We start from the raw sequence: 13,270 nt of genomic DNA, 5'->3' as shown, positions 1-13,270 counted from the left end.
CATGCCCATCGGCCCGATCACCATGATCGCCATCTATATCGTCTGCTGGTGGACGGTGCTGTTCGCCGTCCTGCCCATCGGCATGAACCAGCAGGACCAGGAACGTCCGACCGACGGAGCCCAGTGGGGCGCGCCCGCCAATCCGAACCTGAAGAAGAAATTCATCACCACGACCTGGGTGTCGGCCCTGATATGGCTGCTGGTCATGGTGCTGGTCTTCATCGGCTGGATGCCGCTGCCCGACCTGGCCCCGCCGGGAGGCTGACCGCGTGACCGAACGCCTGTTCCTGCTCAATCCCGACTGGCACGACGACGAGGGCGGTCCCTGGTACTGCCCGGCCGGCGCCGTGGTCGAGGGCGTGCTGGCCTTCTATCCGGCCCTGCGTAAGCAGCTCGAGATCCGCTACCTCGACCATCCGCGGCCGCGCCCGCCGGTCATCGAGGCCGTCGGCGAGGATCACCAGAGCTGCCCGATCCTGGTGCTGGACGGCGATCTCGACTGGCCCGCGGCGCAAACCAGCGAGGCCACGGGCGCCCGTTTCCTGCAGAACGAAGCCATCATTCCCTACCTCGTCGCGCGCTACGGCATCGGTTCGCCGCATCCCTGATCGCGCTTGTGCGTTTGGGTCGGCCTAGCTTTCGCCCCTTCGTCCCGGCTAAAGCACGTACCCCACGCCTCGTTGCCGGATTCTCCCCCATGCGCCTGTCGCGCTACTTCCTCCCGACCCTGAAAGAGGCGCCCTCGGACGCCCAGATCGTTTCGCACCAGCTGATGCTGCGCGCGGGCCTCATCAAGCAGGAGGCCGCCGGCATCTACGCCTGGCTGCCGCTGGGTCTGCGGGTGCTCAAGAAGATCGAGCAGATCGTGCGCGAGGAGCAGGAGCGGGCAGGGGCCGTCGAGCTGCTGATGCCGACGCTGCAGCTGGCCGACCTGTGGCGGGAGTCGGGGCGGTATGACGCCTACGGCCCGGAGATGCTGCGCATCACCGACCGTCACGAGCGCGAGCTGCTGTACGGCCCCACCAACGAGGAGATGATCACCGACATCTTCCGGGGCTTCGTGAAGAGCTACAAGGCGCTGCCGCTGAACCTCTTCCACATCCAGTGGAAGTTCCGCGACGAGCGCCGTCCGCGCTTCGGCGTCATGCGCGGCCGCGAATTCCTGATGAAGGACGCCTATTCGTTCGACATCGACGAGGCCGCCGCCCGCGTCGCCTACAACCGCATGTTCGTCGCCTATCTGAACACCTTCGCCCGCCTGGGCCTGAAGGCCGTGCCGATGCGCGCCGACACCGGCCCCATCGGCGGCGACCTGAGCCACGAGTTCATCGTCCTGGCCGACACCGGCGAGAGCGAAGTCTTCTGCGACCGCAAGCTGGTCGAGATGGCCGCGCCCGGGCATGACTTCGACGCCGCCGCCGTCCAGGCCGTGTTCGACGAACGCACCGCCCTGTACGCCGCGACCGAGGAAATGCACGACGTCGCCCAGTTCGAGGCCCAGACCGCCGAGGGCGACCGCCTGTCGGCCCGCGGCATCGAGGTCGGTCACATCTTCTATTTCGGCACCAAATACTCGGCCCCGATGAAGGCGAAGGTCGCCGGGCCGGACGGCCAGGACACCGAGGTCCACATGGGCAGCTACGGCGTCGGCGTGTCGCGCCTGCTGGGCGCCATCATCGAGGCCAGCCATGACGCCGGCGGCATCATCTGGCCGGACTCGGTCGCCCCGTTCGACGTGGTGGTCATCAACCTGCGCGCCAATGACGAGGCCGTCTCGGCCGCCTGCGAGGACGCCGTCGCCAAGCTGGAAGCGCTGGGCAAGGACGTCCTCTACGACGACACCGACGAGCGTCCGGGCGGCAAGTTCGCCACCGCCGATCTGATCGGCGTGCCGTGGCAGCTGACCATCGGGCCCAAGGGCCTGGCGGACGGCGTGGTCGAGCTGAAGCGCCGCGCCACCGGCGAGAAGATCTCCGTTTCCCTCGAAGACGCCATCGCGAGGCTCACTGCATGACGGACGCCACGGCTGCGAAGCCCGTGAAGCCCGCCGGACCGTTCTCCGCCTGGGAATTCGGTCTGGCCTTCCGCTATCTGAAGGCGCGACGGCGCGAGGGCGGCATCGCCCTGATCGCCATCATCTCCTACGTCGCCATCGCGCTGGCGGTCATGGCCCTGATCACGGTCATGAGCATCATGGCCGGCTTCCGGTCCGAACTGCTCAGCCGCATGCTGTCCTTCAACGGGCATATGTACGTCCAGGGCCAGGTGTTGGTCGCAGCCGACCGCGAGGCTGCGGTCCAGCGCATCAAGGACGTGCCCGGCGTGCTGCACGTCTCGCCCCTGACCGAGAACATCGGCGTGTTCCGCGGGCGCGGCGGCGCGGCGGCCGGCGGCTATGTCCGAGGCATCCGCCCGGCCGATCTGAACTCGATGCAGTACGTCTACGAAAGCCTCACGCCCGAGGCCCGGCGCAGCTTCGGCCAGGGCGCCTACGGCGGCGACAACGTCCTGATCGGCAAGGCGCTGGCCCAGCAGCTGGGTCTGCGTCCCGGCGATCCCATCACCCTGTATTCCCCGACCGGCGCCGACAGCGCCTTCGGCAACCTCGGCGGGCTCGAGAAGACCTACCGCGTCGGCGGCGTGTTCAGCTCCGGCGCGGCCGATTTCGATCAGGCCTTCGTCTTCATGCCGCTGGAGCAGGCCCAGTTGTTCTTCGGCAAGGAGGGCGTCTGGGACGTCATCGAGCTGAAGGTGGCCGAGCCGGACCGCGTCGAGGCCCTGACCCCCGCCGTGCGCGCCGCCGCCGGCCGCTTCGCCATCGTCAACGACTGGCGTGACCGTCTGGCCGCCTTCTGGGGCGCCCTGAAGGTCGAGCGCGTGGCCATGAGCATCATCCTCGGCCTCGTCGTCGCCATCGCCGCCCTGAACATCATCTCCGGCATCGTCATGCTGGTGAAGAACAAGACCAAGGACATCGCCATCCTGCGCACCGTCGGGGCCAGCCAGTCGTCGATGCTGCGGGTCTTCTTCATCTCCGGCGCGACCATCGGCATCGCCGGCACCCTGACGGGTCTGGTACTGGGCCTGCTGTTCTGCCTGAACATCGGCGCCATCCAGCACTTCCTCGAGTGGCTTCTGGGCGTCCAGCTGTTCAACGCCGACGTCTACATGCTCGACTCCATCCCCGCCCTGGTCGATCCGGCCGACGTTACCTGGGTCACCCTGTGGTCGGTGTTCATGTCGTGCGTCGCCAGTCTGCTGCCCTCGTGGCGGGCCGCCAAAATGGATCCGGTGGAGGCGCTCCGCTATGAGTAAGCCCGTCTTTTCCGCCCGCGGCGTCACCCGCACCTACCAGACCGGCACCGGCGGCCTGACCGTGCTCAAGGGCGTCGATCTCGACGTCATGCCGGGCGAGGTCGTCGGCCTGATCGGCCCGTCCGGTTCGGGCAAGTCATCCCTGCTGCACGCCGCCGGCCTGCTGGAGCATCCGACTTCCGGCGCCATCCAGATCGACGGCGTCGACGTCGGCGGCCTGGGCGAGCGCGCGCGCACCCATATCCGCCTGAACTCCATCGGCTTCGTCTATCAGTTCCACCATCTGCTGCCGGAGTTCGACGCGCGCGACAACGTCGCCCTGCCGCTCCGCATCGCCGGGGTGAAACAGGCCGACGCCCGCGCCCGCGCCGAGGAAGTCCTGACCCAGCTGGGTCTCGGCGAGCGCCTGACCCACCAGCCCGGCCAGCTGTCCGGCGGCGAGCAGCAGCGCGTCGCCGTCGCCCGCGCCCTGGCCAACCGTCCGCGACTGCTCCTGGCCGACGAGCCGACCGGCAACCTCGACCCCGCCACCAGCCAGACGGTGTTCGAGGCGCTGCACGCCCTGGTCAAGGAAACCGGCGTCGCCGCCCTGATCGCCACCCACAACATGGAGCTGGCCGGTCACATGGACCGCGTCTTCGCCCTGAAGGACGGCCATCTGGAAGAGCGCCCGGCGGAGAGCCACGAGTACTAGGGTCGAGGGTCGAGGGGCGAGGTGAGCCGACGCTCCCACACTTTCCCGCCTCTCGACCCCCAACCCTCGCCCCTCGCCCCTCGCCCCTCGACCCGGGCAACGCAGGACGCTGTCCCGTGCTAGGATGCGGTTTCCGCGGAGCCGCCCATGACCGACGCCATCGAGGCCCATCTTCAGGCCGCCCGCCTGGCCGAGGACGAGGGGCGCACGACCGACGCCCGCAACGGCTACGCCCGCGCCGCCGCACTCAGCCGTGAAAGCGCCCGGCCGCTGCTTCGCGCCCACGCCCTGCGTCACCTGTCGGACATCGATCGTGACACCGGACAGCCCGGCGAGGCGCTGGCCCACGCCGAACAGGCGGCGGCCTTGTACCGCGCCAACGGCGAGGCCCAGCCGCTGGATCTGGCCAATGCGCTGCGCCTGAAGGCCCTGGCCCTCGACGTGCTGCGCCGCCGCGATCAGGCGACGGTCGTCTGGACCGAAGCGCGCGATCTGTATGAGGCCGCCGGCGCCGCGGCCGGGGTCGCCGAGTGTGAGGCGCGTCTGGCCGCTATTTCTTCCCCGGCGGCTGGGTGAAGGGCGAGCTTCCCACCGACACGGCCGGCTTGGGCTTCTCCGCCTTCGGTTTCCGGGTTTCCTTGTTGCTGCGTACCTGACCCTTGGCCATGACCGCTCTCCTGCGACGCCTGCCGCCAGAAGGCGGATCGTTGGCGGCGTCGCGGCGGACCATACACCCGCTGGCGAGTCTGACGACCACGGCATCCGCTTGGTTCCCGCCGTTCACGGCGTTACCCTCCGGCATCCCCAGCCATGAGGTCCGCCATGATCCGTCGCATCGCCCCCGCCATTCTGGCCACCGGTGTCATAGCCCTCGCGGCCTGTAATCAGGCCGAACCGGCTCCCCCCGCCGACGCGCCCGTCGCCCCTGAGACCAAGATCACCGCCACGACCGCCGCCGACATCCCCGAGGCCGTCCGCGCCGCCGTCCTCGCCGCCCGCCCGGGAATGGTCATCGCCGAGGCCGAGCTGAAGGAGCGGGAAGGGCGCCGCTACTACGACGTCGAGGGCTCGGTCGACGGCGCGGAGATCGAACTGGACCTGCTGGAGACGCCGCAGGGCTGGCGCGTGGTCGAGATCCAGCGGGACCTGGCCTGGAGCGCCGTCCCGGCCGGCGTGCACGCGGCGGCGGAAGCCGCCCGTGCGGGCTTCACCCCGGTCCGCGTCATCGAGAGCACCCAGGCGGAGGACGGCGCGGTCATCTACGAACTGTTTGCCGACGGCCAGCCGGAGACCCCGGTGCTGGAGGTGCGGGTCAAGGACGGGAAGACCGAGGTGCTGAAGGAAGTCTGGCCGCACTAAGCTCTCTTGCGACCAATCGCCTGCTGTCGCACCGTTGAGGCCGGGACGGGGGGATTGCGATGAGTCTGGTTTTGGGCGTCCTGGTGCTGGCCGCAGCTATCGCTGGCGGGAATCCGATCACGGGCGATTTCCGCCTGGTGTCCCGTCAGTCGAACGGCGCACTGATGGTCGACGTGAATTCGGTCTCTAAGGGGCCGAACGGGGACATGCAGGCGAGAACGGCGGGCATTCTCATCGTACATTGGGGCGCCGGGGCCGCCGCCGAAAGAGAGCCGGAGACGGTGGCGTTCGTCGCAGATCTGTTCGTGAACTGCGCGACCGAGCAAGTTCGGACCGGCGATGCGACGGTGCTCGACAAAGATATGAACGTGATGTGGGAGCAACCCGGAGACGGATTGGCCTACCCCGTCGGGAACGAGGCCGATCAGGACATGGTCGATTTCATTTGCGGGACGGAAGCCGACAGGCGTTCCGACGGCCGCACGGCCTACCCGGACGTCAGGAGCGCTTTTATCTCGATTGCACCGAGCTTGACGTGAACACATCGAGAACATAGAACATACCCGGAACATGCAATCCGGGAGAGCGAACATGGCGCGTCTGGTGAGGGAAACCCTGTCGTTGGCGGCGTGCGGCGGCTTCGTGTGGATGTGCTGGCAGGTGGCGCTGACCGCGGTCGCCTGACGAGACTCCGGCGAGACTCCGCGCACGGGCTCCGGTCTCGCCGAACGCCGTGAATCCAATGGCCTGAGGCACCGGCGGAGCGCCGTGAGACTCGTGAGACTGTTTTTTCGAACAGCCGGCGTCCCCGTCCACAAACCATCCCCGACAACGGACCCGGTCTGTCCGCTTTGCCATGTTCGGGCGCCCCGGGATGTGAGACTCGGGGCAGGGTAGGGCGGCGCGCCGGTGCGGCCGGCGCAGGACGGAGCAGGCATTGACCGAAGCGGCGAACAGTCAGGGTTTCATCCACCTGCGCGTCCGCTCGGCCTATTCGCTGCTGGAAGGCGCGATCAAGGCGGGCAAGGTCCCGCGTCTGGCGGCCGATGCGGGCATGCCGGCGGTGGCCGTCGCCGACCGCGCCAATCTGTTCGGCGCGCTGGAGTTCAGCCAGGCCGCGAAAGACACCGGCGTCCAGCCGATCATCGCCTGCGCCCTGCCGGTCACCGGCATCGGCGGCCAGATCTCCGACCGCTGGGCCAAGGTCCCGACCGTCGTGGTCGTCGTCCAGAACGAGACCGGCTGGCTGAACCTCTGCGTCCTGTCGTCCTCGGCCTATCTCGACGCCGGCGCCATGGACGAGCCGGGCGTGCCCTGGAACAAGGTGGTCGAGCACTCCGACGGCCTGCTGCTGCTGACGGGCGGCCCCGACGGCCCCGTCGATCCGCTGTTCGTCCAGGGCAAGACGACCGAGGGGAACGCCGCCCTCAACGAGATGCAGGCCACCTTCGGCGACCGCATGTACGTCGAGCTCCAGCGCCACAACCTGCCGTCCGAGCGGGCGGCCGAGCGCGGCCTGGTGGCCTGGGCCTACGAGAACGACATCCCGCTCGTCGCCACCAACGACGTCCACTACGCCAAGGCGGCCCAGGCCAAGTCGCACGACGCCCTGCTGTGCATCGCCGACGGCGCCTTCACCGGACAGGAAGATCGCCGCCGCATCACCGGCGAACACTGGTTCAAGCCCGCCGCGGCCATGCGCGAGCTGTTCAAGGATCTGCCCGAGGCCTGCGACAACACCATCGACATCGCCCGCCGCTGCGCCTTCCTGGTGACCACGCGCGCGCCGATCCTGCCGCGCTTCGACACCGGCGCCGGCCGCTCCGAGCCCGACGAGCTGATGCACCAGGCGCGCGAGGGCCTGAAGGAGCGCCTCAAACAGGTCACGCCCGCGGCGCCGGAAGAGGACTACTGGACCCGCCTCGAATGGGAGGTGGGGATCATCACCCAGATGGGGTTCCCCGGTTACTTCCTGATCGTGTCGGACTTCATCAAATGGGCCAAGAACCACGGGATTCCCGTGGGCCCCGGCCGGGGTTCCGGCGCCGGCTCGCTGGTCGCCTGGGCCCTGACCATCACCGACCTGGACCCCCTGCGGTTCGGCCTGCTGTTCGAGCGCTTCCTGAACCCGGAACGCGTGTCGATGCCCGACTTCGACATCGACTTCTGCCAGGAGCGGCGCGAGGAGGTGATCACCTACGTGCAGCAGCGCTACGGAAACGACCGCGTCGCCCAGATCATCACCTTCGGCACCCTGCAGGCACGCGCCGTGCTGCGCGACGTCGGCCGGGTGCTGCAGATGCCGCTCGGCCAGGTCGACCGCCTCGCCAAGATGGTGCCGGCCAACCCGGCCAATCCGGTGACCCTGGCCCAGGCCATCGACCTCGAGCCGCGGCTGCGCGAGGCGCGCGACAACGAGGCTGCGGTCCGCACCCTGCTGGATACGGCGCTGGAACTGGAGGGGCTGTACCGCAACGCCTCGACCCACGCCGCCGGCATCGTCATCGGCGACCGGCCGCTGACCGAACTGGTGCCGCTGTACCAGGACCCGCGCTCCGACATTCCCGCCACCCAGTTCAACATGAAATGGGTCGAGCCGGCGGGCCTGGTGAAGTTCGACTTCCTCGGCCTGAAGACCCTGACCGTGCTGGATCGCGCCCGCGAATATCTGGAACGGCGCGGCGCGGCGCCCGACTGGAACGGCCTGCCGCTGGACGACAAGCCGACCTACGAACTGATGGCCTCGGGCCAGACGGTCGGCGTGTTCCAGCTGGAATCCCAGGGCATGCGCGACACCCTGCGCAAGATGCGCTGCGGGTCGATCGAGGAGATCACCGCCCTGATCTCCCTCTACCGGCCGGGCCCGATGGAGATGATCGACACCTACATCGACCGGAAATTCGGTCGTCAGGACGTCGACTACCTGCACCCCTCGCTGCAGGAGGTGCTGACCGAGACCTACGGCGTCATCATCTACCAGGAACAGGTGATGAAGATCGCCCAGATCCTGGCCGGCTATTCGCTGGGTGAGGCCGACCTTCTTCGCCGCGCCATGGGCAAGAAGAAGAAGGAGGAGATGGACTTCCAGCGCGCCCGCTTCATCAAGGGCGCGTCCGAGAAGGACGTTTCGGAACAGCAATCGGGCGGCATCTTCGACCTGGTGGCCAAGTTCGCCGGCTACGGCTTCAACAAGTCGCACGCCGCCGCCTATGCGCTGATCTCGTTCCAGACGGGCTGGCTGAAGGCCAACCATCCGGTCGAATTCATGGCCGCGTCCATGTCGCTCGATCTCAGCAACACCGACAAGCTGGCTGTTTTCTATCAGGATTGCCGCCGCTTCGACGTGCCGGTGAAGGCACCCTGCGTGAACCGCTCCTCGGCCGACTTCGACGTCGCCTGGGAGGAGGGGGCCAAGGGCGAGAAGATCGGCTCGGTGCTCTACGCCCTGGGCGCCATCCGCAACGTCGGCCTCGAGGCCATGAAACACCTCGTCGAGGTGCGCGAGACCGGCGGCCGCTTCACCGACATCTTCGACTTCCTCGAGCGGGTCGATCCGAAATTCGTCAACAAGCGCGCGCTGGAGAACCTCGCCCGCGCCGGCGCTTTCGACGGCTTCCACACCAACCGCCGCCAACTGTTCGAACAGGCCGACAAGCTGATCGCCTATTGCCAGAGCGTTGCCGCGGAGCGCGCCTCGTCCCAGGTCAGCCTGTTCGGCGGCGACCAGGTCGCGGCGGGCCGTCCGCGTCTTTCGCCCGTCGAGCCCTGGGTCGGCCCGGAGAAGCTGGACCAGGAACTGGCCGCCGTCGGCTTCTACCTGTCCGGCCACCCGCTGGAGGACATGGCCCCGGCGCTGAAGCGCAAGCGCGTCACCTTCGTCGCCGAGGCCACGGCCCTGGCCGAAAGCGGGCACGAGGCCTTCCTGATGGCCGGCGTGGTGCGTCGCCGCCAGGAGCGGGCCAGCGCCAAGACCGGCGAGAAATTCGCCTTCGTCACCTTCTCGGACCCGACCGGCGAGTTCGAATGCCTGTTCCCGCCCGAACAGCTGCGTAACTCCCGCGAGGTGCTGGAGCCGGGCGCCTCGGTCATGGTCAAGGTGCGCGCCAAGAGCGCTGACGGCGAGGTGCGCTTCTTCGGCGACAGCGCCTCGAAGCTGGATACGCTGATCGACGACGGCCAGATGGGGCTGCGCATTCACGTTTCGTCGCGCGGCGCGGACCCGCAGGCCCTTCGTACACGTCTGGAGCGGGCGGCGGCCACGGGCGGCAAGGGCGGCGAGATCTCGCTCATCGCCTCGCTGGACGGCCGGCGCGAGGTCGAGATGAAACTGCCCGGGCGTTACCGGCTGGACGGCGCGCTCCGCGGGGCGCTTAAATCGGCGCCGGGGGTCAGTTATCTGGAGGACGCGTGATGGCCGAGCCGAAGACGCACCAGGGATCCTGCCACTGCGGCGCGGTCGCCTATGAGGTCGACACCGACCTGGACGGCGTCATCGAGTGCAACTGCTCGCACTGCTACCGCAAGGGCTTCATGCTGGCCTTCGTGCCGCCGGACAATTTCCGCCAGACGGCGTACGGCGCGCAGAACGCCTACACCTTCAACAGCCACAAGATCCGGCATCAGTTCTGCGAGGCCTGCGGCGTCCAGACCTTCGCCCGCGGCGAGACGCCCGACGGCTCCCAGATGGTCGCCGTCAACGTCCGGACCCTGACCGACGTCGAACCCTGGAGCCTGACTCCCAAACGCGTCGATGGCCGCAGCTTCTGAGCCGTCAGGCCGCGTCGGTCACCGCATAGACCATGATCCCCGTGGCGATCGCCAGGTTCAGGCTGTCGGCCCGGCCCCGCATCGGGATCTTCACATTGACGTCGCAGGCCGCGGCCAGCGTATCCGTCAGGCCCGCCTGCTCATTGCCCATCAGGATCAGGGCCGGGTGCTGGATGGAGGCGTCGCGATAGCCGTGGGTGGCGTCCAGCCGGGTGCCAATGACGCTGCCCGGCCAGCTCTGCCGCCAGGCCAGGAACTCCGCCGAGGTCGCCCGCGCGATGGCCACGGCGAACACCGAGCCCATCGTCGCCCGCACCGCCTCGGTCGAATAGGGATCGACGCAGTCGTCGATCAGGATCACCCCGCCGCAACCCGCCGCGTCGGCCGTGCGGATGATGGTTCCCAGGTTGCCCGGATCGCGCACCTGCTCCAGCGCCACCCAGCAGGGCGCCGACTTCGGCTGGATCGCCGACAGGGGCGTATAGACCTGCTCGAACACGCCCAGCACGGTCTGCGGATTGTCGCGCCGGCTGATCTTTTCGAGGATCGGATGGGTGACGATGACCACCTCGCCGCCGGCGGCGCGCGTTTCGGCCTTGGCCCGGTCCAGCAGCGGATGCTCCCGCGCCTCCATGCCGACCAGCAGCAGTTCCGGCGTCCGGCCCTGATCCAGCGCTTCGCCGATGAATTTCAGCCCCTCGGCCAGGAAGCGCCCCGTCGACTCGCGCTCCTTGCGCATGTTCAGCGCGCGCACGTTCTTGACCGTGTCGTTGGTCAGGGAGGTGATCAGGCGATCCGTCATTCGGCGCTCCAGCGCGCGAAGAAGCTCAGGCCGATCGCCCGGCCGTCCTTGCCGTCCTCCGCCAAAGCCAGCTCGCCCCAGTCGATCACGCCGCCCCGATCCGCCGTCGCCTCGGCCATCAGATGCGCCAGCGACAGGCCGGAGATGCGCGCCGCATAGGCGTTCAGCAGCAGGAAGGAGGCGTCGTCCGACAGCAGGGCCGCGCAGTCCTTCAGCAGGCCAGGCAGGTCCTCGAACAGGCGCCACACTTCGCCGGTCGGCCCGCGCCCGTATTTCGGCGGGTCCAGGATGATGCCGTCGTATTTCGAGCCGCGCCGCACCTCGCGGGCCACGTATTTCCGGCAGTCCTCGACGATCCAGCGGATCGGGCGATCCGCCAGGCCGGATTGCTCCGCGTTCTCGCGGGCGTAGCCGACGGACTTCTTCGACGCGTCGACGTGCGTCACCTCGGCCCCGGCCGCGGCGCACGCCAGGCTGGCCACTCCGGTGTAGCCGAACAGGTTCAGGATCTTCGGTTTCTTCAGGGAGCGAACGCGCCCGTCCAGCCACTCCCAGTTCGCGGCCTGCTCGGGGAAGAAGGCCAGGTGCCGGAACGGCGTGAACCGGCCGGTGAAGCGCACGTCGCGCCAGGCCAGCGGGAAGGTGTCGATCGGCTTGCCGCCGAAACGCCAGCGGCCGGCTTCGTCCTCGTCGCTCGGATCGAACACCGCGTCGGCGTTGTCGAACGCCGCCGGATCGCGCGGCGACCAGAAGCATTGCGGCTCGGGCCGCACGACGGTGAAGCGCCCGTAGCGCTCCAGCTTGCGGCCATCCCCGCTGTCCAGCAGGGCGTAGTCCTGCCACGCGCGGGTGACCAGGGTTTCAGGCGACGGGTTCAGGCGCGGCATGGGTCGCTGATAGGCCGACGAGGTCGTGCGCGTCCAGTGCGGGCGTGGCGACGGCGACGGCGGGCTCGTCGGGCTCGTGCGGGGTCTTGTCCCAGAAGAAGGGCTCGCGGATCAACCGCCACACCGCCTGACCCCAGGCGAGCGTCAGCAGCGCCCAGTAGGCCGGGGCGAGCATCATCGTCACAGGACCATAGCGAACGCCCGCACGCCGGGCGCCGAGCAGGCAGGTAAGCCAAGCCGTCGCGGAGCCGAGAATCAGCACGCTCAACGTCAAACCGGGCCCATGCAGATCGCCGCCGAAGCCCAGGGCGATCAGCGATCCAAGCAGCCACAGCATCGACGGCGCATGCGCCGCCGCCGAGGCCAGACCCAGTCCCAGCGTGGCGACCAACGAGAACCCGCCCCGCCATCCCAGGCCGGAAACCCGCCGCGTATGCACGCCCCAGGTCTGCATATAGCCCTTCAGCCAGCGCGTTCTCTGCGGCAGCCAGTTGCGGAACGCCCCCGGCGGGGATTCCCAGGTCGGCCGGGTCAGCACGCCCAGGGTCCAGCCGTGCCGCCACAGCCGGAAGCCCAGGTCCGCGTCTTCCGTCACATTCCACGAATCCCAGCCGCCGACGGCCCGAAGCGCCTCGACGCGGAAATGATTGCTGGTGCCGCCCAGCGGGAAGGGAAGCCCGAGCCGCGTCGCGCCGGGCAGGGCGACCTCGAACAGGGCCGCGTACTCGGCGGCGAACTGCTGATCCAGCAGGGGCGTGGCCCCGCCGGGCCGGCAGCGAATCCGGAGAGGAGCCTGCAGGGCGGCGATCCGCTTTCCGGCGTCCGCCGCGAACCGGGCCGCGGCCTCGCGCAGCTGATGCGGATCGGGCTCGTCCTCGGCGTCATAGACCGTGAGCAGCTCGCCGGTCGCCTGTTCGAGCGCGACATTGAGCGCCCGGGGCTTGGTTTGCGGGCAGCCGGGCGGGGCGATGATCACCCTCAGCCATTTCGGCAGTCGAACCCGCGCGACCGCCGCCCGCGTGGCGGCGTCGGCCTCTTCGAGGATCAGGAACCCTTCCAGGCGGTTCGCCGGATAGTCGATGGCCGCCAGGCGCCGGACCAACTGGCCGACGACCGGCCCCTCGTCGTATAGCGCCGCCAGGATTGTATAGCGGGGCAGAGGGCCACGGGCGGGAAGGGCTGCAGGCGGCCGCCATCGGAGCGTCGCGGCGACCAGACAGGCCTTCCATGCGGCGGAGAACAGGAACACGAAGGCCAGCGCCAGCCCCAGCGTCATCGCCGTGGCGTCAGGCGCTGCAAGCATCGCGACCGGCGGCCCGACCAGCAGGACGAACGCGGCCGCCGACTGCAGCGGCGACAGGCGTCGGCACAGCGCGGTTTCTCGCAGCACGCAGTCCCCCCGAACTTCGTTAGCGCCCAGGTTGTATTGATATCGTCGCTATCCGT

The 13,270-nt window shown here is 68.8% G+C and carries 13 protein-coding genes; 10 read left to right on the top strand and 3 right to left on the bottom strand.

Annotated features, from left to right (window positions below; all coding sequences use genetic code 11):
* Position 1 precedes the first annotated feature (1 nt).
* The 10 genes from GGR12_RS09445 (at position 2) to GGR12_RS09400 (ending at position 10,135) form a co-directional block, all read left to right on the top strand.
* A complete protein-coding gene (locus GGR12_RS09445; protein ID WP_183204876.1) occupies positions 2-265 on the top strand; it encodes a DUF1467 family protein in 264 nt (87 codons plus the stop codon).
* A 4-nt stretch (positions 266-269) separates the two neighbouring features.
* Positions 270-608: a DUF3088 family protein gene (locus GGR12_RS09440; RefSeq protein WP_183204159.1), complete on the top strand. Its 339-nt coding sequence runs from the start codon at positions 270-272 to the stop codon at positions 606-608.
* A gap of 89 nt (positions 609-697) precedes the next feature.
* The gene (gene proS, locus GGR12_RS09435) at positions 698-2,014 is read left to right on the top strand and encodes a proline--tRNA ligase (protein ID WP_183204158.1); all 1,317 of its coding nucleotides are present in this window, start codon (positions 698-700) and stop codon (positions 2,012-2,014) included.
* Positions 2,011-3,315 carry a lipoprotein-releasing ABC transporter permease subunit gene (locus GGR12_RS09430; RefSeq protein WP_183204157.1) on the top strand — a complete coding sequence of 435 codons (1,305 nt, stop codon included), beginning with the start codon at positions 2,011-2,013 and terminating at the stop codon, positions 3,313-3,315. The genes proS and GGR12_RS09430 overlap by 4 nt, the downstream gene beginning before the upstream one ends.
* Positions 3,308-4,009, top strand: a complete 702-nt coding sequence (locus GGR12_RS09425; protein WP_183204156.1) for an ABC transporter ATP-binding protein — start codon at positions 3,308-3,310, stop codon at positions 4,007-4,009. The genes GGR12_RS09430 and GGR12_RS09425 overlap by 8 nt, the downstream gene beginning before the upstream one ends.
* Positions 4,010-4,156: 147 nt before the next feature.
* Positions 4,157-4,585, top strand: a complete 429-nt coding sequence (locus GGR12_RS09420) for a hypothetical protein (protein ID WP_183204155.1) — start codon at positions 4,157-4,159, stop codon at positions 4,583-4,585.
* Positions 4,586-4,831: 246 nt separating this feature from the next.
* Positions 4,832-5,368: a PepSY domain-containing protein gene (locus GGR12_RS09415; RefSeq protein ID WP_246328833.1), complete on the top strand. Its 537-nt coding sequence runs from the start codon at positions 4,832-4,834 to the stop codon at positions 5,366-5,368.
* Between the two features lie 59 nt (positions 5,369-5,427).
* Complete coding sequence (locus GGR12_RS09410) at positions 5,428-5,907, top strand: hypothetical protein (protein WP_183204154.1); 480 nt, start codon at positions 5,428-5,430, stop codon at positions 5,905-5,907.
* A gap of 398 nt (positions 5,908-6,305) precedes the next feature.
* A complete protein-coding gene (gene dnaE / locus GGR12_RS09405; RefSeq protein ID WP_183204153.1) occupies positions 6,306-9,779 on the top strand; it encodes a DNA polymerase III subunit alpha in 3,474 nt (1,157 codons plus the stop codon).
* Entirely contained in the window at positions 9,779-10,135 is a 357-nt protein-coding gene (locus GGR12_RS09400) for a GFA family protein (protein WP_183204152.1), read from the top strand. Before dnaE ends, GGR12_RS09400 begins: the two co-directional genes overlap by 1 nt.
* A gap of 4 nt (positions 10,136-10,139) precedes the next feature.
* Here the strand turns inward: GGR12_RS09400 and GGR12_RS09395 are convergent, their stop codons facing one another.
* Genes GGR12_RS09395 through GGR12_RS09385 form a run of 3 tightly spaced genes read right to left on the bottom strand, consistent with a single transcriptional unit; the run spans position 10,140 to position 13,214 of the window.
* On the bottom strand, positions 10,140-10,937 hold the full coding sequence (locus tag GGR12_RS09395; RefSeq protein WP_183204151.1) for a TrmH family RNA methyltransferase: 798 nt from the start codon (positions 10,935-10,937) through the stop codon (positions 10,140-10,142).
* A complete protein-coding gene (locus tag GGR12_RS09390) occupies positions 10,934-11,824 on the bottom strand; it encodes an RsmD family RNA methyltransferase (RefSeq protein ID WP_183204150.1) in 891 nt (296 codons plus the stop codon). Before GGR12_RS09390 ends, GGR12_RS09395 begins: the two co-directional genes overlap by 4 nt.
* The gene (locus GGR12_RS09385) at positions 11,799-13,214 is read right to left on the bottom strand and encodes a glycosyltransferase family 2 protein (protein ID WP_343053191.1); all 1,416 of its coding nucleotides are present in this window, start codon (positions 13,212-13,214) and stop codon (positions 11,799-11,801) included. The genes GGR12_RS09390 and GGR12_RS09385 overlap by 26 nt, the downstream gene beginning before the upstream one ends.
* Between the last annotated feature and the right edge of the window lie 56 nt (positions 13,215-13,270).

The sequence above is a fragment of the Brevundimonas lenta genome, from assembly GCF_014196335.1.
Lineage (GTDB): Bacteria > Pseudomonadota > Alphaproteobacteria > Caulobacterales > Caulobacteraceae > Brevundimonas > Brevundimonas lenta.
The sequence above is the reverse complement of the archived record's forward strand: the minus strand, read 5'-3'. Positions and strand labels throughout refer to the sequence as shown.

Coding starts and splice junctions, on each gene's coding strand:
- GGR12_RS09425 (WP_183204156.1), top strand. CDS start 3,308: ATGAGTAAGCCCGTCTTTTCCGCCCGCGGCGTCACCCGCACCTACCAG.
- GGR12_RS09395 (WP_183204151.1), bottom strand. CDS start 10,937: ATGACGGATCGCCTGATCACCTCCCTGACCAACGACACGGTCAAGAAC.
- GGR12_RS09430 (WP_183204157.1), top strand. CDS start 2,011: ATGACGGACGCCACGGCTGCGAAGCCCGTGAAGCCCGCCGGACCGTTC.
- proS (WP_183204158.1), top strand. CDS start 698: ATGCGCCTGTCGCGCTACTTCCTCCCGACCCTGAAAGAGGCGCCCTCG.
- GGR12_RS09390 (WP_183204150.1), bottom strand. CDS start 11,824: ATGCCGCGCCTGAACCCGTCGCCTGAAACCCTGGTCACCCGCGCGTGG.
- GGR12_RS09400 (WP_183204152.1), top strand. CDS start 9,779: ATGGCCGAGCCGAAGACGCACCAGGGATCCTGCCACTGCGGCGCGGTC.
- GGR12_RS09420 (WP_183204155.1), top strand. CDS start 4,157: ATGACCGACGCCATCGAGGCCCATCTTCAGGCCGCCCGCCTGGCCGAG.
- GGR12_RS09415 (WP_246328833.1), top strand. CDS start 4,832: ATGATCCGTCGCATCGCCCCCGCCATTCTGGCCACCGGTGTCATAGCC.
- GGR12_RS09445 (WP_183204876.1), top strand. CDS start 2: ATGCCCATCGGCCCGATCACCATGATCGCCATCTATATCGTCTGCTGG.
- GGR12_RS09410 (WP_183204154.1), top strand. CDS start 5,428: ATGAGTCTGGTTTTGGGCGTCCTGGTGCTGGCCGCAGCTATCGCTGGC.